Raw genomic sequence first — 22252 nt, 5'->3', positions numbered from 1 at the left:
CGGGCCCGGAGGACCGGGCGAACGCGGCGGCCCGAGTGGGCGTGGCGGACCCGGGGGACCGGGCGGGCGCGGTGGGCCCGGTGGCGGGGGACCCGGTGGTGGAGGACGCGGTGGTGGAGGACCCAGTGGTGGAGGACGCGGAGGGCGTGGGGGTCCCGGTGGAAGGAACGGCGGGGGAGCGAGCGGTGGTCCGGGTGGCGGGCAGGGTGGTGGGCAGGGCGGCCCGTCGCGGCCTCTACGCTGGCCCCATGGCCGATGACGCGCGCATCCTCCTGCTCGGCAAGCCCGGCTGCCACCTGTGCGACGACGCCCGTGCGGTGATCGAGAAGGTCGCCGGTGAACTCGGCGTGACCTGGGAAGAACGCGACATCACCGCCTCGGAGGAGGACACGCGCCTCTACTGGGACCAGATCCCGGTGACGTTCGTCGACGGCGTCCAGCACGACTTCTGGCGGGTCGACGAGCGTCGCCTGCGCACGGCCCTCGCGACCTGACCGGAGCGGCCGGATTCGGCCCATTGGATGTCTGTTCGGTCACATCGCCACTCGTGGCGGGCATGACTTGAAAAGTGTGGGGGTTCCTCGCGAGACCCGCGTGAGCTGGGCAATCCGGACCGGTCACGACCTCTCCGGCGGCCGTGCGTCCGGCTCCCGACTTTGTGCGCGTGTTCACAAGGGCTTAATCTGGAGGGAGTCCAGGCGGTTCGTTCGCCGTGTGGCCCAGGCACCATACGGGATCGACCGCGTGTCGAACCCCGGAAAAGCAGGCCTGTGACCCGTCGATCCACCCTCGGTGAACGGAACCGCGGCATCCCAGAGGCGACCGTGGCCCGGCTTCCGGTCTACCTTCGCGCGCTGCACGTCCTGGCCGAACGCGGTGTCGCCACCGTGTCCTCCGAAGAACTGGCCGCCGCCGCCGGCGTCAACTCCGCCAAACTCCGCAAGGATCTCTCCCACCTGGGTTCCTACGGAACCCGCGGCGTCGGATACGAGGTGGAATACCTCGTCTACCAGATCTCCCGCGAACTCGGACTGACCCAGGACTGGGCGGTCGCGATCGTCGGTATCGGTAACCTGGGTCGTGCGCTGGCCGGGTACGGCGGGTTCGCCTCGCGCGGGTTCCGCATGGCCGCGCTGATGGACGCCGAGCCGGGGATCGTCGGCGAGGTGATCGCCGGCCTGACCGTCGAGCACATCGACGATCTCGAGACGGTCATCAAGGACAACGGCATATCCATCGCCGTCCTGGCCGTCCCCGCGGCCGCGGCGCAACCGGTCTGCGACAGAGTGGTGGCGTCAGGGGTGACGAGCATCCTCAATTTCGCCCCTGTCGTTCTTTCTGTACCCGACAGTGTCGATGTGCGTAAGGTCGACCTGTCGATTGAGCTACAGATTCTCGCGTTCCACGAGCAGCGCAAGGCCGGTGGGCCGGGCGGCGTGGAAGAGGAGTATCTCGAGGCGGTAGAGGGCCAATGAGCGGTACCAGCACGTCAACAGCCGCGAAAGCACGGCCCGCCGAAGCGGACCGGACTTGCGAGGGGGCCTCATGAGCGGGCGGAGCGAGCGAACCGGTGAACACACGCTCCGGGTCGCCCCTCCGGCGAGGGAGGGCTCATGAGTGAGCGGAGCGAACGAGTCAGTGAACGCGCGCTCCGGGTCGCCCCTCCGGCGAGGGAGGATTCATGAGTGAGCGGAGCGAACGAGTCAGTGAACGCGCGCTCCGGATCGTCCCTCCGGCGAGGGAGGATTCATGAGTGAGCGGAGCGAACGAGTCAGTGAACGCGCGCTCCGGATCGCCCCTCCGACGAAGGAGGATTCATGAGCAGCGTCCTCGTCGTCGGGCTGAGTCACCGCAGCGCCCCCGTCACGCTGCTGGAGCGGGCCGCGGTCAGCGGTGACGGGCTGGACAAGCTCCTGCACGACGTGCACCAGGTCACGAACGTGGACGGTGTCGTCGTCGTCTCGACGTGCAACCGGATCGAGGTCTACGCCGACGTCGAGAAGTTCCACGCCGGTGTCTCCTCGATCTCCGAGCTGCTCTCGCGCCACTCCGACGTGCCGCTGGACGAGCTGTCCAAGCACCTCTACGTCCACTACGAAGAACGCGCGGTCCAGCACATCTTCTCCGTGGCCTGCGGGCTCGACTCGATGGTCGTCGGAGAGGGCCAGATCCTCGGCCAGCTGCGCACCGCGCTCAAGATCGCCCAGGCGAACGGCACCGTCGACCGGGCCCTCAACGAGCTCGTGCAACAGGCGCTGCGGGTCGGCAAGCGGGCGCGCAACGAGACCGGCATCGATCGGGCCGGCGCCTCGCTGGTCAGCGTGGGGCTGAGCCGGGCCGGTTCACTCGAGGGCCGGCGCGCGCTCGTCGTGGGCGCCGGGTCGATGAGCGGCCTGGCGGTCGCGACCCTCGCCCGCGGGGGCATCGGCGAGATCGTGATCGCCAACCGCACCTACGACCGCGGCGCGCACCTGGCGCGTTCGGCCGACGTGCCGGCGCGGGCGATCGAGCTGGCCGACCTGCCCGCGGCGATCTCCGAGGCCGACATCGTCGTCTCCTGTACGGGTGCCACCGGCCTGGTGATCACGCCGGACGTGATCGACGGACCGGCGTTCCTGCTGGACCTGGCGCTGCCGCACGACGTGGACCCGGCCGTACGCGACCTGCCGGACGTCACCCTGGTCGCCCTGGACGACCTGCGCGACGCCGACGACGCCCCGGCCGCCGGTGACATCGAGGCCGTCCGCCGGATCGTCTGCGAGGAGGCCCAGGCGTTCCAGCTCGGCCTGATCGCGGCGACCGTCGCGCCGACCGTGGTGGCGCTGCGCAGCAAGGCGGCCGAGGTGGTCGACTCCGAGCTGGACCGGCTCGGCGGGCGTCTGCCGGGTCTGGACGACAAGGCGCGCGACGAGATCGCCCAGACCGTACGCCGTGTCGTCGACAAGCTGCTGCACGCGCCGACCGTGCGCGTCAAGGAGCTGGCCGCGTCGCCGGGCGGCGACACCTACACCGAGGCCCTGCGCGAGCTGTTCGATCTCGATCCCAAGGCGCCGGAGGCCGTGATCCGGGCGGAGGACGTTCTGTGAGACTCACTCTGGGGACGCGCCGCAGCCTGATGGCGATGACGCAGTCGGGCCTGGTCGCCGACGCCCTGACCGAGCGCACCGGCCATGAGGTCGAGCTCGTGGGCGTCACGACCGAGGGCGACGTCTCCAAGGCCAACCTGGCGCAGATCGGCGGCACGGGCGTGTTCGTCGGCGCGCTGCGCCAGAAGGTGCTCGACGGCGAGGTCGACTTCGCCGTCCATTCGCTGAAGGACCTGCCGACGGGGCCCGCCGAAGGCATCGTCCTGGCCGCCGTGCCGGCCCGTGACGACCCCCGCGACGCCCTGTGCGGCGAGGCGAAACTGGCCGACCTGCCGCGAGGCGCGCGGATCGGCACCGGGTCACCGCGCCGCATGGCCCAGCTGCGCGCACTCCGGCACGACCTGGAGGTCGTGCCGATCCGCGGCAACGCCGACACACGCCTGCGCAAGGTGACCTCCGGCGAGTTCGACGCGATCGTGCTCGCCTACTCCGGGCTGACGAGGATCAACCGGCTGGACGCGGTTTCGGAGATCTTCGAGCCGGACCAGATGCTGCCGGCGCCCGGCCAGGGGGCCCTGGCGGTCGAGTGCCGGGCCGACCGCACCGATCTCCTGGAGATCCTGGCGACCCTCGACGATCACGCGAGCCGCGTGGCGGTGACCGCCGAACGGGCCCTGCTCGCCGAGCTTGAGGCAGGCTGTTCCGCCCCGGTGGGCGCATACGCTGCTTTGGAAGACAGAACACTGCATCTGATCGGAGTCGTTGCCGGGTACGACGGTGAACGACAAGTCCGATTGTCCGAAAGCGGCCACCCTGACCTGGCCGAGCGGCTGGGACGCGACCTCGCGACCCGGATGATCGCCAAGGGGGCCGACCAGTTGATGGGGGAGCGCGTATCTTGAGCCCCGCGAGCAAGAGCCCGGCCGCCGCGAGCGGCGCGTCCCGTACCGGCAGGAAGCCGGCCGGGCAGCCGGGCAAGGTGGCCTTTGTCGGTGTCGGCCCGGGAGACCCGGAGCTGCTAACGCTGCGGGCCATGCGATTGCTCGGCGCGGCCGACGTCATCGTGGTGCACGAGGCGACGGCCTCGCGGTTCCGCGAGCACTTCAACCCGGCCGCGGAGATCGTCGAGCCCGGCACGGTCAACCCGGTCACCCTGGCCCGCTCGGCCGGTCTGGTGGCGCGGGTGTTCCTCGGCGACCCGGGCGTCGGGTCGGTGCTGTCCGATGAGGCCAGGGCCTGTGTCAGGGCGAACGTCCCGTTCGAGATCGTCCCCGGCATCTCGGCGATCACCGGCGTGCCCGGCTACACCGGCATCCCGCTGACCGACGGCAAGCACCGCGACGTCACGGTGGTCGACGCCCAGGAGGGCGGCGTCGACTGGAGCGCCTACTCCGGCGCCGCGACCTTGGTGATCCTCGGCGCCGAGAACACCATCGGTGAGGTGGCCAAGGGCCTGATCGCCGCCGGCCGGCCCGACAGCACGCCCGTCGCGGTCACCTCCATGGGCACCACGACCGAGCAGTACACCGTGGCCTCCACGCTCGCCCGCGTGGCCTCGGCCGCCAAGAATCTCGACGAGCCCGCCCTGATCGTCGTCGGCGACGTCGTCGGCTGGCACGACAAGCTCGCCTGGTTCGAGACCAAGCCACTGTTCGGCTGGCGGGTGCTCGTGCCGCGCACCAAGGAGCAGGCCGCCTCGCTGTCGGAACAGCTCCGCTCGTACGGCGCGGTGCCCGAGGAGGTGCCGACGATCTCCGTCGAGCCCCCGCGCACTCCGCAACAGATGGAACGTGCCGTTAAGGGTCTCGTCACCGGGCGTTACGAGTGGGTCGTGTTCACCTCGGCCAACGCCGTGCGCGCCGTGCGCGAGCGGTTCGAGCAGTACGGCCTGGACGCCCGTGCCTTCGCCGGCCTCAAGGTCGCCGCGGTCGGCGAGCAGACCGCCGCGTCGCTGGTGGAGTTCGGCGTACGGCCGGACCTCATGCCGAGCGGCCAGCAGTCCTCCGAGGGGCTCCTGGAGGTCTGGCCGCCGTACGACAAGGACCTGGACCCGATCAACCGGGTGCTGCTGCCGCGCGCCGACATCGCCACCGAGACGCTCGTCGCCGGCCTGACCGAGCTGGGCTGGGAGTGCGACGACGTCACGGCCTACCGCACCGTACGCGCCGCGCCGCCGCCGCAGCCGATCCGTGAGTCGATCAAGGGCGGCGGGTTCGACGCCGTGTTGTTCACCTCGTCCTCGACGGTCCGCAACCTCATCGGCATCGCCGGCAAGCCGCACAACGTCACCGTCATCGCCGTGATCGGCCCGCAGACGGCCAAGACGGCCGAGGAGTACGGCCTGCGCGTCGACGTGACCGCGGACAAACCGTCGGCCAGTGCCCTGGCCGAGGCACTGGCGGAGTACGGTGCCAAGCGCCGGGCCGCTCAGGTCGAGGCCGGCGACCCGCTGCGCAAGCCCAGTGAGATGCGGCGCGGAGCGCGTCGCCGAAAGTAGCCTGCTCGAGAGAAGGTCGTAGTGTCCGCGCAGTTCCCCGTCGTACGGCCCCGGCGGCTTCGCCGAACCCCCGCGATGCGCCGGCTGGTCGCCGAGGCCCAGGTACGGCCGAGCGACCTCGTACAGCCGCTCTTCGTCAAGGAGGGCATCGCCGAGCCGCAGCCGATCGCCTCGATGCCGGGTGTGGTCCAGCACACGCGGGACACCCTGCGCAAGGCCGCGCACGACGCCGCGGAGGCCGGGGTCGGCGGACTGATCCTGTTCGGCATCCCGGCGGTCAAGGACGGCCGGGGCTCGGGCGCGGACGACCCGGCGGGCATCGTGCAAAAGGCCCTGCGCGACCTGTCGGCGGAGGTCGGCGACGCGACCGTGGTCATGGCCGACCTGTGCCTCGACGAGTACACCGACCACGGGCACTGCGGCATCCTCACCTCCTCCGGCGAGGTGGACAACGACGCGACGCTGGAGCGCTACGCCTCGATCGCGGAGGCGCAGGCCGCGGCCGGCGCCGAGGTCGTCGCGCCCAGCGGCATGATGGACGGGCAGGTCGGGACGATCCGCGCCGCCCTGGACAAGGCCGGCTACTCCGGGACGTCGGTCATGGCGTACGCCGTGAAGTACGCCTCGGCCTTCTACGGCCCGTTCCGTGACGCGGCCGAGTGCGCGCCCCGGTTCGGCGACCGCGCGGCGTACCAGCAGGACCCGGCCAACGCCGAGGAGTCCCTGCGCGAGGTGTTCCTCGACCTCGACGAGGGCGCCGACATGGTCATGGTCAAGCCCGCGATGACCTACCTCGACATCGTCCGCCGGGTCCGCGAGGCGGTCCGCGTTCCGGTCGCGGCGTACCAGGTCAGCGGTGAGTACGCCATGGTCGAGGCGGCCGCCGCCCAGGGGTGGGTGGACCGCGGGCGCATCATCGACGAGACGCTGACCTCGATCCGCCGGGCCGGCGCGGACATCATCTTGACCTACTGGGCCACCGAGGTCGCCCGCTCGCTCTCTCACCGTTGACGGCCGCCGAGCGTACGCCGCGGCACCGGGCCGAGGGCCGCTGAGAGGCCGGGTCGGCCTCCGTGACGACCCGAGCCCAGAGCGTTCCCCTCATCGTCGCGAGCCGCCCTATCGCGCCGCTCTCAAGCGGCTATGAGGCCCCCGCCAGGCACGGCGCTCAGATCACGTGTTCGCGGCTATCCCGGGGTTGTCGCGACCTCTCGCAGGCCGTCAGGTCATCATCGAAGGTAAGAGGGTGGAGGGGGAGCGATGTTGGACACATCCGTCAAGAAGTCCGTCGCGCGGTCTGGTGGCAGGAATTCCGGCAAACAGTCGGGGAAGCGACAAAAAGTGCACATGGGGACCGCGGCCCAGGAGTACGCGGCCCTCGGCTGGCCCTGTTGTCCCGGCGCGCATCCGGCCACCGACCGGACGCGCGCCTGCTCGTGCGACCGGATCGGCTGCCCGTCGCCGGGCGCTCATCCGTCGTCGCAGGTATGGAAGCTGCAGGCCACGGTCGACACCGACCGCGTCGGCCAGTGGTGGAACGCCACGCCCGAGGCGAACATCATCCTGCCGACCGGCCGGGTCTTCGACGTCTTCGACGTGCCCGCGGAGTCCGGACGGCTCGCGCTGGCCCGCATGGAGCGCGACGACGTGCCGGTCGGGCCGGTCGCCGCGATGGGCGATGAGCGCTACCTGTTCTTCGTCGCGACGCGGGGGGCGCCGGAGGACGAGGACGAGTGGTGGTCCTGCCACCTCGACACCGTGCCCGAGAGCGTCGAGGAGACGCCGGGCATGCGCTGGCACTGCCGCGACAGCTACGTCGTGGCGCCGCCGTCGGCGCTGCCCTCCGGCCGCGAGGTGAGCTGGGTGGCCTTCCCCGAGAACGCCGCGCTGCCCGACCCCCTGCGCGTCCTGGAGATCCTCGTGGACGTCTGCGAATAACGCGGTGCCGCTCCGGGGGGCGACCCCTGGAGCGGGTACCGTCACCCGCCGGATTCCGGTCTGGAAGACTCGACGACGTGACTTCGGATCGGATTTCGCAGGAACTGTTCACGCGGGCGGGCGCGGTCGTGCCGGGCGGCGTCAACTCGCCCGTGCGCGCCTTCCGCGCCGTCGGCGGGACGCCGCGTTTCATCGCGTCCGCTCGTGGGCCGTACCTCACCGACGCCGACGGCAACGAGTACGTCGACCTCGTCTGCTCGTGGGGGCCGATGATCCTCGGCCACGCGCACCCGGCCGTGGTGGAGGCCGTACAGCGCGCCGCCGCGCTCGGCACGTCGTACGGCGCGCCCACCCGGGGTGAGGTCGAACTGGCCGAGGAGATCGTCGCGCGGACGCCGGTCGAGCAGGTCCGGCTCGTCAGCTCCGGCACCGAGGCCACCATGTCGGCGATCCGGCTGGCGCGCGGCTTCACCGGCCGATCCAAGATCGTGAAGTTCTCCGGCTGCTACCACGGCCACTCCGACGGCCTGCTGGCGTCGGCCGGCTCGGGCGTGGCGACGTTCGGCCTGCCCGACTCGCCGGGCGTCACCGGCGCGGCCACCGCGGACACCATCGTGCTCGGCTACAACGACCTGGCCGCGGTCGAAGAGGCCTTCGCCGCCCACGGCGACGAGATCGCCTGCGTCATCACCGAGGCGTGCCCGGCGAACATGGGCATCGTGCCGCCGCTCGACGACTTCAACCTGCGGCTCAAGGGCCTCTGCGCGCAGTACGGCGCGCTGTTGATCATGGACGAGGTGCTGACCGGCTTCCGCGTGTCGCGGTCGGGCTGGTACGGCGTCGACGGCGTGGCCGGCGACCTGGTGACGTTCGGGAAGGTCATGGGCGGCGGGCTGCCTGCGGCGGCGTTCGGCGGCCGGGCCGACATCATGGCGAAGCTGGCCCCGGCCGGCCCGGTCTACCAGGCCGGCACGCTGTCGGGGAACCCGCTGGCCACGGCGGCGGGCCTCGCCACGCTGCGCGGCGCGACCGACGAGGCGTACGCCCGGGTCGACCGTGCGGCGGAGACGGTGGCGGGTCTGGCGACCGCCGCGCTGGCCAAGGAGGGCGTGCCGCACCGGCTCCAGGTCGCGGGCAACCTGTTCTCGATCTTCTTCGCCGACGGCGAGGTGCGTGACTTCGCCGCCGCTCAGCGCCAGGACACCCGGCGCTACGCGGCGTTCTTCCACGCCGCGCTGGAGCACGGGGTCTACCTGCCCCCGTCGTCGTACGAGGCGTGGTTCCTGTCGTCGGCGCACGACGACGCGGCCCTGGAACGCATCGCCGACGCCATGCCGTACGCGGCGAGAGCCGCCGCGGAGGCCTGAGGCCCCGTCCGGCGGGGCGTGATCCCCGCGCGGATGAACCATCCACGGCGGTAGCCGTATCCCCCTATAGGGACTCGGCGAACGACGGACAGGGGCACGTGCCGTGGTCGCGTCCCGCCGTGTGTCGCCGGGCGGCCATTCCCGGCGCGTGGTTGCTGAGGAGAGGCTGTGCGGCCGGTGTCGGATGAGGCGTCCACGTTCGCGTTCCGGACGTGGTGGCGGGCGGGGGACTCCGCGGAGTGGCGGCCTGCTTCACGGCTGCTGGTGCGGGTGAGCGACGGTGAGGGCGTGGCACCGGCGCAGCTGTCCTGGGGCACCGAGGACGGCGTGCGGTTCTCCGTGGGCCTCTCGCCGGACATGGCGAGCTGTTACGGCCATCGCCATACGACCGGCGGTGACGTGGTGGAGGTGCGGGGCGAACGCGATGACCCGCCGGGGCGGGCGGACGAGGCTCCCGGGTATGAGTTCGACACCGAGGTCGAGGAGGCCGGGGGCCCGCGCCCGGCGGGACGGCTGCGGGTGCTGATCGACGACGGCGGCGAGACGCCCGTCCGGTGGGTGGCCTGGCACGACCGATCGGGCGGTTCCTGCTCGATCGTGCTGCGTTCGGCGAGCCCGTCCGGTAACGCTGACGTGAGCGACCTGGTGAGCGGCGTGTGGGCCAGCGCCGAGCATCGCGGCGCGGGCGAGGTGGCCACGAACCTCGTGGACGCGTCGGCGAGCAAGTGGTTCGCACCGTACCGGCGCGCGTCCCTGGAATTCCGGCTGGCCCTGCCGGTCGTGGTGGATCGGTACGTTCTCAGCTCCGCCAATGACGCGCCTGATCGCGACCCGGCGGCGTGGACGCTGCGCGGCTCAGCGGACGGGCACGTGTGGCGCACCCTCGATGTCCGCTCCGGGCAGTCGTTCGCCGAGCGGCACCAGGCCAGGGTGTACCGGATCGCCGAGCCGGGGCCTTATGACCGCTACCGCCTTGACATCACCGACAACGACGGATCTCCGCACCTGCAACTCGAGGCCGTCCGGTTCCTGGCCGCCGCGGGCGGCGGTTTCGTCGGCCACCGCCAGCGCGCGGGCCACGCCCCGGTCGCCTACCGAGGCACCCGTGTCGGGTCGGCACCGCAGGCACCGCCGCCCGAGCAGGCCCCGGCGCCTTCGGAGGAATGGCGGCCTGGAGGATCGTGGCTGCCGCTGGGCGGTGGGCTGTCGATGGAGTCCCTGACCTCGCCGTCGGGGCGGTTCACGGTGCTGCACTCGGTGTACGGACCGTCGTTCGCGGTACGGGACAACGTCACGCGGGAGCGGGTGTGGATCAGCGGCTCGCCGGGATCGAGCCAGGTCTGCCTGGGGCCCGACGGTGACCTCGTGGCCTGGGACCACCACGGCAACCAGGTGTGGAGCACGGGCACGGGGTGGCTCGGCGTACGGCGGCTGGAGATGCGCGACAGCGGTGAGCTGGCCCTGACCGGCGCGGACGGCGCCGTGGTCTGGAGTACGGGCGTCCCCCGGGTGCCCGCGGGGGTGGGAACCGGTCACCGCCGGACGGCCCGGGGATCGACGATGCGCCGGGGCGAAAGCCTGGACGGTCAGTCGCTGACCAGCGCCGACAGGTCCACCGTGCTGTTCCACAACGGTCGCGTCGCGCGCATCATCTGGCGGGGGCGGACCTCGCACTGGGACCGCTTCTACAAGCAGGAGAACGTCCTGGTGCTCGACGACGACGGGTTCCTGCGCTCGCGGGCCCTGGACGGCACGGTGGTGGAACAGATCGCCGGGCCGGGCACCGAACTCGTCCTCGTGCGCGGCGCGGCGGAGCTCCGTGACGACGCGGGGGCCGTCGTATGGGCGTCCGCCGGTCGCTCGATGGTGCCGGCCCCGGTGCGTGAGCCGGCGATACCGCAGAACGAGGACCTGGCCGCCTGGTTCGGCGCCCTGGCCGGGAATGGCCGCGGCTACTGCGTCGCGGTGGTGAGACAGAGCACCCCGCAGGAGGTACTCGAGCGAACCGGGGTCCCGCGAGACTCGGTGGTGCGGGCCACGTGGCGCCGGCTCCAACAGGACCGGGACGCCGCACATCCGGACGCGGGGAACGTGGTGGCGGCGATCGCCGTGGGGCCGGACGTTCTTCTCGTCAGTGACGACCCCGACCTGCCGGTGGGGGAGCTGGCGCCCTCGGCTTCGGTGGTGGCCCTGCACCAGCCGCCCGGCGGGGGCGGCTACGGGGGGACGTTCACCGTCCATCGGGACGGCGCGCTCGTGTCCGAACTGCGGGACGACCCGCGCCGTCTCAAGGGGACGAAGGTGGCGGAGGTCGCCGCCGCGCTGGACGAGATCACCCACCCGTTGCACCGCCACGAGCTGGTGTTCCGCACGTCCGGGGTGGTCCCCAGCGCCGCCGGGCTCGGGGGCGACCTGCTCGGCGGCGTCCTGCCACCGTCGCGGTCACCGTCCGCGGCGCCCCCGGCCGAGTCGCCGCTGACGGCCGAGGGGTACGACGGCATGGACCCGTTCGTGGTCCGTACGGACTTCACCGACGAGGACGCCTGGGGCAGGGTGACCGAGGGACTGCGGACGCCGTCGGTGGACGATGCGCCGGTGGAGCCCTTCCTGATCTCCGACCCCAGGTACGCCGACACCCCGGCCGAGCGGGTGCTCCAGGCCGTCCGCGCGGCCCGGTCCGGCCCGGACCTGCCGGAGGTGGTCTTCGTCGCCGACGGCACCACGATGCGCGAGGCGGATCATCCGCTGCTGGCCGTGTCGACCGAGTGGGACGGCGAGCCCTTCGAGGAGGACGAGGAGGACTTCGTCACGCAGTTCCGCGTGCGACCCGACGCGGCCGTGGAGATCAGTACGAACCTCGGCCTCGGCAACATGGACTTCGAGGACTTCGCCGGTGACGGGGTGTACGAGCGCATGGTGTGGTGACGACCCGCGCCGGGGCCGGTGGCTCAGGGGGCGAGGGCCTCCAGGATCTCCTTGGCCCGCGCGGTGGCCGACTCCGGGGTCACCTCCGGGTCGCCGACGAGGGGATCCCAGTTGAGGTCGTAGAACAGCTCGGTGACGCCCTGCTCGCCGAGCCATTCGACGTCCTCGCGGATCTGCTCGTACGTGCCGGTCAGGCGGACGCGTCCGCCGGCCTCGTCCCGCTGTTCGTCGCCGGCCCGTACGACGCCGCGGACCACGACGCGCACGGCGTCCGGGTCCCGGCCGGCCTCCGCGGCCGCGTTCCGTACGACGGCGATCTGCGCGTGGATCTTGGTCAGGTCGGTGGCGCTGCGGCTGATCCAGCCCGCGCCCAGGCGCCCGGCGCGCTTCAGGGCGCCTTCGGCGGTGCCGCCCAGGAGCACCGGCGGGCCGGGCCTTTGCACCGGCTTGGGGGCCATCCGGCTCGGTGAGATCGTGTAGAACTCGCCCTCGTAGGAGCTGACCTCGTCCGTCCAGAGCGTGTGCAGCGCGGCGACGTACTCCTCGGCGCGGGCGCCACGGCGTTCGATCGACGCGCCGCTGGCGGTGAACTCCTCGCGCTGCCAGCCGGTACCCAGACCCAGGTCGAGCCGTCCGCCCGACAGGACGTCCAGGGTGGCCGCCTGCTTGGCGAGGTAGGCCGGCGACACGAACGGCAGGTTGAGCACGGCGACGCCGAGCCGGATCCGGGAGGACCGGGCGGCGGCGAAGGTCAGCGCGCCGAGCGGGTCCAGGACGCTGCGGTAGACCGGCGCCATCGCGTCCTTGTCCGCCGGCGTCAGCAGGCGGTGGAACGACCACAGCGCGTGGTAACCGAGCTCCTCGGCCCGGCCGGCGAAGTATCCGAGGTTGTCCGGGCCGGCCCATGCGCCCGCGACCGGGGCACCGAATCCGATCTTCATGGAGCCCATCCTGCGTCCAACGCGGCCAGGGCGTCCATCGCCGCGGCGAGCGAGTCCGCGGCCGGGGCCCGCAGCGGCGCTCGTACGCCCGGGTGGGCGATCAGGCCCCGCTCGGCCAGCACCGCCTTGATGACGGTCGGCGACGGCTCGGCGAACAGGGCGCGGACCAGCGGCAGCAGCGAACAATGCAGCGTCCGCGCACGCTCGGCGTCCCCGGCACGTACGGCCGAGACCACCGCGGCGAGTGCGGCCGGGGCGACGTTGCCGGACGCCGAGATCCCACCGGCCGCGCCCAGCGCGAGCATCGGGTACAGGAAGGCGTCGTCGCCGCACAGCACGTCGCGGCCGCCGGCGAGCAGGGTCAGCGTGTCGGCGTCGACGGATCCGGGACAGTGCTTGACGCCCGCGACGTGCTCGGCGGCCAGCAGCGCGAGCAGGGTCTCGGCGCGCAGCGTCTTCCCGGTGCGGTACGGGACGTTGTAGACGATGAGGGGGACGCCGGCCGCGGCGCCGACCGCCGCGAAGTGCTCGATCACGCCCTCGTCGGTGGGACGCAGGTAGTAGGGCACGACCGCGAGGAGCAGGTCGGCCGCCTCGGCGCGTTCCCTCGCCTGACGTACGGACTCGTCCGTGCCGGCCGTTCCCGTGCCGACGGTCAGCGGCGTGCCGTACGCGTCGCCGACCCGGCGGCAGACCTCGATGACGGTACGGCTCTCGGCGCCGGTCAGCATCGGCGCCTCGCCGGTCGTGCCCAGCGCGACCAGGCCGGCCGCGCCCTGGCCGAGGACGTGGTGCGCGAGACGTTCCAGCGAAGGCACGTCGACCGTCCCGCTCTTGGTGAACGGGGTGACGAGCGGGACGTGAACGCCGTTCATCGGACGCCCGCCGGCTGCGGGACGCCGTCCGGGGCGGCGGCGCGGCGGCGCCGGACGCTGCCGAGCGCGACGCCGCCGACGATGAGCAGGGCCGCGACCGCGTCCGCGACGGTGATCCGCTCGCCCAGGAACAGCGCCGCCGAGGACATCCCGAACGGCGGCACGAGCAGGGAGTACATCGCGACCTGCCCGGCGTCGTACCGGCGCATCAGCCAGCCCCAGAACCCGAAGCCGACCAGCGTCGAGATGTAGGCGACGTAGCCGAGCGCGCCCAGGCCGCCGAGGGAGATGTGGGCGAGCGCGTGCGCGTCCGCGTGGGGCCCCTCGAAGATCAGGGACAGGCCGAGCAGGGGGAGGGGCGGCACGAGGCTGACCCAGATCATGAACGCGAACGCGTCCTGCGGCCCGGCCGTGCGCAGGCCGATGTTGGCGAGCCCCCACATGCCGGCCGCCGCGAGGCACAGCGCGAACGCGAACAGCGTGCCGCCCTGGCCGAGCGACAGGCCGATCAGACCGATGCCGGCGAAGGCGACGACCATGCCGGCGGCCTGCGCCCGGCGCGGGCGCTCGCGCAGCATCACGGCCGCGAACAGCGCGGTGAACAGGGCCTGCGTCTGTAGCACCAGCGAGGACAGTCCGGCCGGCATGCCCATGTGCATGCTGATGAACAGCAGCCCGAACTGCCCGACGCCCAGCGGCAGCCCGATGAGCAGGAACCAGCGCCACGGGATCGCGGGACGGCGGACGAACAGGAGGGCGGGGAAGGCGGCGGCGACGAACCGCAGGCCGGCGAAGAGCAGCGGCGGCAGCGATGCGAGCCCGACGTCGATGACGACGAAGTTGACGCCCCAGATCGCGGCGATCATCACCGCGACCGCCACGTGGCGAGGTCTCATACGCCTGATGCTCCGCTCGCCAAAAGTTTAGGACAAGCGACTATTTATTAAGACATATGTGTAGTATCGCTTTATGCTCGATCTCGACCGTCTGCGCGCCCTCAGCGCGGTTGCCACGTACGGGTCGGTGAGCGCCGCCGCCGACGTCCTGCACGTCACCACCTCCGCCGTCTCCCAGCAGGTCGCCAAGCTCGAACGGGAGACAGGGCACAAGCTGCTCGAACGTTACGGGCGCGGCGTGCGCCTGACTGACGCCGCCGAACTGCTGGCGTCGCACGCGGAGCGCATCCTCGCGATGGTCGAGGCGGCCGAGTCCGACCTGGAGGCCCAGCGCGGCCAGGTCGTCGGAGAGCTGGCCGTGGCGGCGTTCCCCACCGCGGCGCGTGGCCTGCTGCCGCCGGCGCTGCGCGCCATGGGCCGCGAGCATCCACGCCTGCGCGTGTGCCTGCGCGAGCACGAACCCCAGGCGGCCGTGCCGCTGGCCGTCCGCGGGGAGGTCGACCTCGCGGTCGTGCAGGACTGGTTCAACGTGCCGCTCGCCATTCCGGAGGGGTTGCTCAAGGAGGCCGTGGTCGACGACGTCGCGGACGTGGCGCTGCCCGCGGGCCACCCGTTCGCCGATCGTCCGGTGATCGACCTCGGCGAGCTGCACGAGGACTCCTGGATCGCCCAGTCGCCGGGCGCGATCTGCCGTGACTGGCTGGTCCACACGCTCCGCTCGGTCGACCTCGAACCCCGCATCGACCACACCGCGGATGAGTACGCCACCCAGCTCGCGCTGGTCGACGCCGGCCTCGGCGTCGCCGTCATCCCTCGTCTGGGCCGCTGCGACATCCCGGACGGCGTCCGGGTCATCCCGGTCCGGCCGGCGCTGACCCGGCACGTGTACGCGATCTGGCGCGCCGAGGCCGCCCGCCGCCCGGCCATCCGCGCCGCGCTCTCCGCCCTCCAGGCGTGCGCTCCCGCCCTCATCGACCCCGCCGTCGAACTCGACCGCCCGCTGGTCGGAACCGCCTGACGAGCGCGGTGAGCTCGGTTCGGGGCGGTGGTCCCGGGGAGCGGGGTGAGGAAGACTTCACCAAGGCGCGCCACCCGCCTGGTCCGTGCGCCCGCGCCGCCCGGTAGTCTTGGGCGCGCCATGAAGACCATCGTCCATCTGCTGCGCCACGGCGAGGTGTACAACCCCGAAGGGGTGCTGTACGGACGCCTGCCGGGCTATCACCTCAGCGACGACGGGCGGCTCATGGCCGACGCGGCCGCCAAGTGGCTCGACGGGCGTGACATCACCGTGTTGTGCTCCTCGCCCATGGAACGCGCGCAGGAGACGGCGGAGCCGATCGCCGAGACGCTCCACCTTCCGGTCGGCACCGACGAACGGCTGATCGAGGCCGGCAACCACTTCGAGGGCCACACGTTCGGGGTCGGTGACGGGTCGCTGAGCCGTCCCCAGCACTGGCCGTACCTCTGGAATCCCTTTCGCCCCTCCTGGGGCGAGCCCTACGAGCAGATCGCCCGGCGCATGCTGGCCGCCATGGCCGACGTGCGCGACGCGGCCGAAGGCCATGAGGCGGTCTGCGTCAGTCACCAACTGCCCATCTGGGTGACCCGCCGCAAGGTCGAGGGCCGCCCGCTGTGGCACCACCCGGCCCGGCGCCAGTGCGGTCTGGCCAGCGTCACGAGCGTCACCTACGACGACGGTCGCATCGTCAAGGTCGACTACGCAGAGCCGGCGGGGGCGCTGTCGCGGCGCCCCAATGTGCCCGGCGCCTGACCCCTCGGGCACAATAAGTACTACGCCCTGTAGTAGTAGGAGTCTCACCGTGATCCGACGTGTGCTGACCGTGCCTGCCGTGGTCCTTCTCGGCGGCGTTCTCGCGGGCTGCGCCGGCGCCTCGGCCGTGCAGAACGGCCCGGGTGCGGGTGACTCGCGCTATGTCGCCGGCGACAACGTCAGCGAGATCGTCAAGAACCGCAAGCCCGCGCCCGCGGTTCAGGGCACCACGCTCGACGGCAGGCCGTTCAAGCTGTCGGACTACACCGGCAAGATCGTCGTCGTGAACTTCTGGGCGTCGTGGTGCGCGCCCTGCCGCTCCGAGGCGCCCACGATGCAGAAGGTCTACGACGAGACCAAGGCCTCCGGCGTGCAGTTCGTCGGCGTGGACATCAAGGACGGCAAGGACAACGCCCAGGCGTTCCTGCGCACCTACAAGATCACTTACCCCAGCCTGTACGACCAGGCGGGGCAGATCGCGCTGGCGTTCCGCGACATCCCGCCCAACGCCGTGCCCTCCACCCTCATCATCGACCGCAAGGGCCAGATCGCGGCCCGCGCCATCGGCAGCGTCGCCTACACCTCGCTGAGGGACATCGTCACCCGCCTGGCGGCGGAGAAGTGATCGCCCCGTGAGCACGGTCGTCAGCGGTTCCCTCGTGCTCGCCGTCCCGGTCGCGGCGGCGGCCGGGCTCGTGTCGTTCCTGTCCCCGTGCGTGCTGCCGCTGGTGCCCGGTTACCTGTCCTACGTCACCGGCATGACCGGCGCCGACCTCGCCGTGCAACGGCGCGGGCGGCTGCTGCTGGGGGTGGCCCTGTTCGTGCTGGGGTTCACGGTGGTGTTCGTCAGCGCCGGGCTGGCCTTCGGCGGCTTCGGCGCGCTGCTCCAGCGGCACGCGACCGTGCTCACCCGGGTCCTCGGCGCGGTCACGGTCGTGCTCGGCCTGGCGTTCATGGGGTTCATCCCGGGGCTGCAGCGCACGGTGAAGTCGAGCCGCCTCCCGGCCGCCGGGGTGGCGGGCGCGCCGCTGCTGGGCATGCTGTTCGGCCTCGGCTGGACGCCCTGCATCGGGCCGACCCTGGCGGCGGTCCAGGCCATGGCCTACAACGAGGCGAGCGCCACGCGCGGAGCGCTGCTGTCCTTCGCGTACTGTCTGGGGCTGGGCGTGCCGTTCCTGCTCACCGCGCTGGCCTATCGGCGGGCGCTGGGCGCGTTCGGCTTCGTCAAGCGGCACTACCAGGCCGTGATGCGCGTCGGCGGGGGGATGCTCGTCGCGATCGGGCTGCTCCTGGTCACCGGCGCCTGGGCCGACCTGACGATCAAGATGCAAGGCTGGGTATCCGGCTTCAAGACGGTGATCTGATTGACGACGAGCACGGACGCCCCCGAGGCGCAGACCTCGCCCCAGGCCCCGCGCGAACGGCCCGTGGGCATCGGCCTGCTCGGCTGGCTGCGCTGGGGATGGCGGCAGCTGACCTCGATGCGCACGGCCCTCGTGCTGCTGTTCCTGGTCGCGCTCGGCACGGTGCCCGGGTCGTTCCTGCCCCAGCGCGGGCTGGCGCCGGAGAAGGTCAGCCAGTTCTTCGAGGACCACAAGACCCTCGCGCCGGTGATGGACAAGCTGTCGCTCTTCGACGTCTTCTCGGCGCCGTGGTTCGCGGCGATCTACATCCTGCTGTTCATCTCGCTCGCCGGCTGCGTGCTGCCGCGGTCCTGGCAGCACTACCAGCACATCCGGTCCCGGCCGCCGAAGGCGCCGCGCAACCTCGCCCGGCTGCCGCAGACCGCCACGTACGAGACCGAGGCGGCGCCGGACGAGGTGCTGGCCGAGGCCGCGACGGTGCTGAAGGACCGGCGGTTCCGCGTCGACTCCCACGACGACCACGTCGCGGCCGAGAAGGGCTACCTGAGAGAGACCGGCAACCTGGTCTTCCACCTGGCGCTGCTGGTGCTGCTGTTCGCGGTGGGATTCGGGTCGGCGTTCGGCTACAAGGGCAACGTCATCGTGACCGAGGGCGAGGGCTTCTCCAACGCGCTGACCTCCTATGACGCCTTCAAGAACGGGCGGGCCTTCTCCTCCTCCCACCTGCCGCCGTTCACCGTCTGGCTCGACTCGTTCAAGGCCGCGTACCTGCCCGACGGCCCCAACCGCGGGCAGCCGATCGAGTTCTCGGCCAAGGTCCGCTACCAGAAGGACCTCAAGTCGTCGGTGCGGCCGTACGACCTGCAGGTCAACCACCCGCTCGACGTCGACGGCGCCCGCGTCTACCTGCTCGGCCACGGCTACGCGCCGGAGTTCACGGTCCGCGACGGCAAGGGGCAGGTCGCCTACCAGGGCGCGGTGCCGTTCCTGCCGATGAACGAGGCGACGTACGCCTCCGAGGGCGTCGTCAAGGTGCCCGACGCCCAGCCGGACCAGCTCGGCTTCATCGGGCTGTTCTGGCCCACCGCCGTCCCCGACGCGCAGGGCAAGGTCACCTCGGCCTTCCCGGCGGCCTGGAACCCCCAGGTGGCGCTCTTCGCCTTCAAGGGCGACCTGGGCCTGTCCAACGGCGCTCCGCAGTCGGTGTACCGGCTCGACACCGCCAAACTGAAGCCGCTGCTGATGGGCGACCAGGTCAAACCGCTGGCGGTCGGCAAGACCGAGACCCTGCCCGGCGGCGCCGGTTCGATCACCTTCAACGGCTACCGGCAGTACATCACCATCCAGGTCAACCACGACCCCGGGCGCGTGCCCGCGCTCGTCGCCGCGATCACCGCGATCTTCGCCATCATCACCTCCTTCCTCGTACGGCGCCGCAGGGTGTGGGTCCGTGCACGGGCCGGAGAGGGCGGGCGTACGGTGGTCGAGGTCGGTGGCCTGACTCTTGGCGGCGTCACGCCGGAGTTCGACGCGATCGCCGAGCGGCTCCGCGAGGCCGCTCCCCCAACCCCTGACGAGGAGTGACGACGACCATGGTCGACACCCATCTGGCGAGCCTGAGCAATCAGCTGATGCTCGGCGCCGTGCTGGTCTACGTCGTGACCATGGTCGCGTACGCCGCCGAGCTCGCGTTCGTGCACCGCCGGGCCGACGCCGAGGTGCCCGCCGACCGCCCACGGGTGCTGGTCGGGGCGGGCGGACCGGAGACCGACGAGGCCGAGGCCGACGCCGAGGAGGCCGCGGACGAGCCCGAGAGCGGGCGGCGCCAGATCGACTGGGGCCGGTTCGCCATCCTCATGAACGTCGTCGCCTGGGGCCTGCACGGCGCGGAGATCGTCACGCGGGGGATGGCGGCCGACCGGGTGCCCTGGGGCAACATGTACGAGTTCGTGTCCGCGATCTCGTTCGCCGCGGTCACCGTCTACCTCGTGATGCTCTGGCGCTACAAGATCAACTGGCTGGGCCCGTTCCTCATGGTCGCCGTCGTGCTCGCGCTCGGCATCGCCGTGCTCTGGCTCTACAACGACCCGGGCCCGCTCCGGCCGGCCCTGCACTCGTACTGGATCGCCATCCACGTGACCGCCGCGGTGACCGCCACGGGGACGTTCACGGTGGCCGGCGTCGCGACCGTGCTGTATCTGGTCAAGTCCTTCGTCGCGGTACGCCCGGGCGGGATCCTCTCAAGGGTTCCGGCCATGCCGGCGCTCGACACGGTGGCGCACCGGGCGATCATGTTCGCGTTCCCGATCTGGACCTTCGCGATCATCGCCGGGGCGATCTGGGCCGACTCCGCGTGGGGCACCTACTGGGGCTGGGACCCCAAGGAGACCTGGTCGTTCATCACCTGGGTGGGATACGCCGGGTACCTGCACGCCCGCGCGACCGCCGGCTGGCGAGGCCGTAAGGCGGCGTTCGTCTCGCTGATCGCCTTCGCCTGCCTGCTGTTCAACTTCTTTGGAATCAACTACCTGGTAACGGGGTTGCACTCGTACGCCGGGTGATTTTCTAACCCCAAGTGGCAAACATTTTACGCACGTGGTGCGTCTCATCCGTCGTGGGCAAAAGCTGGGAGGACTCGGGTGAGTAACAGGCGGTCGGCTGCCGCGTTGATCATGGCGGCGATGCTGGCGGGTGCGTGCGCGTGCCAGAGCAGCGAGGCGGGCACGAACGGCAAGGACGGCACCAAGGGTCCCGACGCGCAAGTGCGGATTCTGCCGGCGAACGGCGACGGGAAGGCCAGGCCCGACCAGGGCATCACGGTCACCTCGTCGGGCGGGAAGCTCGATCAGGTCGACGCGACGCAGGCCGGCCAGGCGGTCGCCGGCTCCTTCAACGCCGACCACACGCAGTGGAAGTCCACCTGGACGCTGAAGCCGGGCGCCGCCTATTCGGTCAACGCCACGGCGAAGGACACCAAGGGCAAGTCCGTCAGCGCCGCGAGCCGGTTCACCCTGCAGAAGGCCACGCAGACCTTCGGCATCAGCGACGTGACGCCGATGCCGAAGGAGACGGTCGGCGTGGGCATGCCGATCATCGTGACGTTCAGCCGGGCGATCGCCAACCGCGCGTTCGTGGAGAAGGCCCTGGAGGTCAAGTCCGACAAGGGCGACGTGGGCGCGTGGCGCTGGACGTCGGACACGCAGGTGGTGTATCGCACCCAGAAGTACTGGCAGCCGCACCAGAACGTCACGTTCACCGCCCACCTGGCGGGCGTGCGCGGGCTGAAGGGCGTCTACGGCACGACGGACGTCACCAAGTCCTTCAAGATCGGCGCCTCCAACATCACCGTCGCCAACTCCAAGACCCATTACATGAAGGTCGACCACGACGGCACGGTGAAGAAGTTCCCGATCAGCATGGGCATGGGGACGACCCAGGAGTACACCACCACCAGCGGCATCCATCTCACCAAGGAGAAGGCGCCGATGGTGCACATGGTGTCGCCGGGCCGTAAGAAGGGCGACCCGGGCTACTACTCCGAGGACATCCCGCTGGCCGTCCGCATCAGCGACCGCGGCGAGTACGTCCACCAGAGCCCGGGTGAGTACTACGCGCTGGGCCACAGCAACGTCAGCCACGGCTGCGTCCGCACCTCGCCGACCGGCGCCCGCTGGTTCTACAACATCGCCCAGCGCGGCGACGTGGTGGACGTGACCGGCACGAACCGCCACCTCGTCAACGAGCAGGGCAACGGCTGGACGTACTGGACCCTGTCGTGGAACACCTGGCTGAAGGGCAGCGCTCTGCCGCACTGATCCTCCGCCTCCCAGCGAACCGCCCCGGCGACGATGTCGCCGGGGCGGTTTTCTTTGTGGGGATCAGTCCTGGTCGTCGCCGCGGAGCCGGCGGTCGAGCTGGCGGAGGAACTCCGGATCGTCGTCGGGTCCGAGCGGGGCGGGCGCCGCCGGCTCGCCTCGGGAACCCTCACCCGAGAGGAGGAAGTCCGGTGGCCAGGCGGTCACGTCGGCGGTGACGAAACCCCGGCGTCGCCCGAACAGGAGCCAGGCGACCGCACCGAGTTCGAAGCCGAGCAGCACGATGAGAAACCAGGCGAATTTCGGCAGATGGCGAGTTTGGCCCTCATTGGTCGACAGCACCTCGAAGAGGCAGAAGAGCCAGATGCCGAGTGCGACCAGGATGAGCACGGCGGCAAGGACGAGCATCTTCGCAGACTAGCTCGGGCACGCAAGCGCCGAACCCCCGGTGGCCGCTCCGGGCCTTCCGCACGGGCCCGCGGTCCCGGCCGAAACCGGGGTGTGGGCGCCCTGGCCTGCCCGCCTCTCCGCCCGCCCGTCACGGGCGCCCATACGCGGAGATGACGCGGTCATGGGGCGAGGCTTACGCTACAGGCCTGGACGGTCCCGGCGGGCGGCCGCGGGGCGCTGATGGGCTGAGAGGGCGTTCGATGCGCTATCGGGGGAACCGCCGTCAGGCCGAGGCGACGGCCACGGACAGCCGCGGGCGGCATCGCCGGCCCAAGGACGCCGGCGGGCCCGACCGTACGTCCGAGGCCGCCGTCGGGCGACCCCGGC

20 protein-coding genes are annotated in these 22252 nt (G+C 71.5%); 16 read left to right on the top strand and 4 right to left on the bottom strand.

Features of this window, described 5'->3' with window-relative positions:
* Positions 1-248: 248 nt before the first annotated feature.
* From ACFFNX_RS14660 to ACFFNX_RS14620, 9 genes are all read left to right on the top strand, one after another.
* Positions 249-494: a glutaredoxin family protein gene (locus ACFFNX_RS14660; protein WP_378201064.1), complete on the top strand. Its 246-nt coding sequence runs from the start codon at positions 249-251 to the stop codon at positions 492-494.
* 276 nt (positions 495-770) lie between these two features.
* Positions 771-1475 carry a redox-sensing transcriptional repressor Rex gene (locus ACFFNX_RS14655; RefSeq protein WP_378201055.1) on the top strand — a complete coding sequence of 235 codons (705 nt, stop codon included), beginning with the start codon at positions 771-773 and terminating at the stop codon, positions 1473-1475.
* 342 nt (positions 1476-1817) lie between these two features.
* On the top strand, positions 1818-3086 hold the full coding sequence (locus tag ACFFNX_RS14650) for a glutamyl-tRNA reductase (protein WP_378201052.1): 1269 nt from the start codon (positions 1818-1820) through the stop codon (positions 3084-3086).
* A 29-nt stretch (positions 3087-3115) separates the two neighbouring features.
* Complete coding sequence (hemC, locus tag ACFFNX_RS14645) at positions 3116-3988, top strand: hydroxymethylbilane synthase (protein WP_378201061.1); 873 nt, start codon at positions 3116-3118, stop codon at positions 3986-3988.
* Between the two features lie 131 nt (positions 3989-4119).
* Positions 4120-5583 (top strand): bifunctional uroporphyrinogen-III C-methyltransferase/uroporphyrinogen-III synthase, encoded by a 1464-nt coding sequence (locus ACFFNX_RS14640; protein WP_378201058.1) that lies wholly within the window; start codon positions 4120-4122, stop codon positions 5581-5583.
* A 21-nt stretch (positions 5584-5604) separates the two neighbouring features.
* Positions 5605-6594: a porphobilinogen synthase gene (hemB, locus tag ACFFNX_RS14635; protein WP_378201049.1), complete on the top strand. Its 990-nt coding sequence runs from the start codon at positions 5605-5607 to the stop codon at positions 6592-6594.
* A 336-nt stretch (positions 6595-6930) separates the two neighbouring features.
* The gene (locus ACFFNX_RS14630; protein ID WP_378201046.1) at positions 6931-7521 is read left to right on the top strand and encodes a bifunctional DNA primase/polymerase; all 591 of its coding nucleotides are present in this window, start codon (positions 6931-6933) and stop codon (positions 7519-7521) included.
* Positions 7522-7598: 77 nt separating this feature from the next.
* On the top strand, positions 7599-8888 hold the full coding sequence (gene hemL / locus ACFFNX_RS14625; protein ID WP_378201043.1) for a glutamate-1-semialdehyde 2,1-aminomutase: 1290 nt from the start codon (positions 7599-7601) through the stop codon (positions 8886-8888).
* Positions 8889-9056: 168 nt separating this feature from the next.
* Positions 9057-11813 carry a DUF6924 domain-containing protein gene (locus ACFFNX_RS14620; protein WP_378201040.1) on the top strand — a complete coding sequence of 919 codons (2757 nt, stop codon included), beginning with the start codon at positions 9057-9059 and terminating at the stop codon, positions 11811-11813.
* A gap of 23 nt (positions 11814-11836) precedes the next feature.
* Here the strand turns inward: ACFFNX_RS14620 and ACFFNX_RS14615 are convergent, their stop codons facing one another.
* Genes ACFFNX_RS14615 through ACFFNX_RS14605 form a run of 3 tightly spaced genes read right to left on the bottom strand, consistent with a single transcriptional unit; the run spans position 11837 to position 14525 of the window.
* Entirely contained in the window at positions 11837-12754 is a 918-nt protein-coding gene (locus tag ACFFNX_RS14615; RefSeq protein ID WP_378201037.1) for a TIGR03619 family F420-dependent LLM class oxidoreductase, read from the bottom strand.
* Positions 12751-13629, bottom strand: coding sequence for a 4-hydroxy-tetrahydrodipicolinate synthase (gene dapA / locus ACFFNX_RS14610; RefSeq protein WP_378201034.1), 879 nt, complete (start codon positions 13627-13629; stop codon positions 12751-12753). The genes ACFFNX_RS14615 and dapA overlap by 4 nt, the downstream gene beginning before the upstream one ends.
* Positions 13626-14525, bottom strand: a complete 900-nt coding sequence (locus ACFFNX_RS14605) for an EamA family transporter (protein WP_378201031.1) — start codon at positions 14523-14525, stop codon at positions 13626-13628. Before ACFFNX_RS14605 ends, dapA begins: the two co-directional genes overlap by 4 nt.
* 73 nt (positions 14526-14598) lie before the next feature.
* Here ACFFNX_RS14605 and ACFFNX_RS14600 point away from each other — a divergent pair, with 73 nt between their 5' ends.
* The 7 genes from ACFFNX_RS14600 to ACFFNX_RS14570 all read left to right on the top strand — a co-directional run bounded on the left by ACFFNX_RS14600 (position 14599) and on the right by ACFFNX_RS14570 (position 21475).
* On the top strand, positions 14599-15543 hold the full coding sequence (locus ACFFNX_RS14600; RefSeq protein WP_378201028.1) for a LysR family transcriptional regulator: 945 nt from the start codon (positions 14599-14601) through the stop codon (positions 15541-15543).
* Between the two features lie 120 nt (positions 15544-15663).
* Positions 15664-16296 carry a histidine phosphatase family protein gene (locus ACFFNX_RS14595; RefSeq protein ID WP_378201025.1) on the top strand — a complete coding sequence of 211 codons (633 nt, stop codon included), beginning with the start codon at positions 15664-15666 and terminating at the stop codon, positions 16294-16296.
* 49 nt (positions 16297-16345) lie between these two features.
* On the top strand, positions 16346-16921 hold the full coding sequence (locus ACFFNX_RS14590) for a TlpA family protein disulfide reductase (RefSeq protein WP_378201022.1): 576 nt from the start codon (positions 16346-16348) through the stop codon (positions 16919-16921).
* A 7-nt stretch (positions 16922-16928) separates the two neighbouring features.
* Positions 16929-17660 (top strand): cytochrome c biogenesis CcdA family protein, encoded by a 732-nt coding sequence (locus ACFFNX_RS14585; protein WP_378201019.1) that lies wholly within the window; start codon positions 16929-16931, stop codon positions 17658-17660.
* Entirely contained in the window at positions 17661-19244 is a 1584-nt protein-coding gene (resB, locus tag ACFFNX_RS14580) for a cytochrome c biogenesis protein ResB (RefSeq protein ID WP_378201016.1), read from the top strand.
* A gap of 8 nt (positions 19245-19252) precedes the next feature.
* Positions 19253-20221, top strand: coding sequence for a c-type cytochrome biogenesis protein CcsB (gene ccsB / locus ACFFNX_RS14575; RefSeq protein ID WP_378201013.1), 969 nt, complete (start codon positions 19253-19255; stop codon positions 20219-20221).
* Between the two features lie 78 nt (positions 20222-20299).
* Positions 20300-21475: a L,D-transpeptidase gene (locus ACFFNX_RS14570; RefSeq protein WP_378201010.1), complete on the top strand. Its 1176-nt coding sequence runs from the start codon at positions 20300-20302 to the stop codon at positions 21473-21475.
* A gap of 63 nt (positions 21476-21538) precedes the next feature.
* Here the strand turns inward: ACFFNX_RS14570 and ACFFNX_RS14565 are convergent, their stop codons facing one another.
* Positions 21539-21883 (bottom strand): PLD nuclease N-terminal domain-containing protein, encoded by a 345-nt coding sequence (locus ACFFNX_RS14565; protein WP_378201007.1) that lies wholly within the window; start codon positions 21881-21883, stop codon positions 21539-21541.
* Positions 21884-22252: the final 369 nt, after the last annotated feature.

Origin of the sequence: Actinoallomurus acaciae (assembly GCF_042429965.1) — a bacterium.
In the GTDB taxonomy this organism is placed as follows: domain Bacteria; phylum Actinomycetota; class Actinomycetes; order Streptosporangiales; family Streptosporangiaceae; genus Actinoallomurus; species Actinoallomurus acaciae.
Note: the sequence above shows the minus strand (reverse complement) of the source record. Positions and strands in the feature narration are given on the sequence as shown.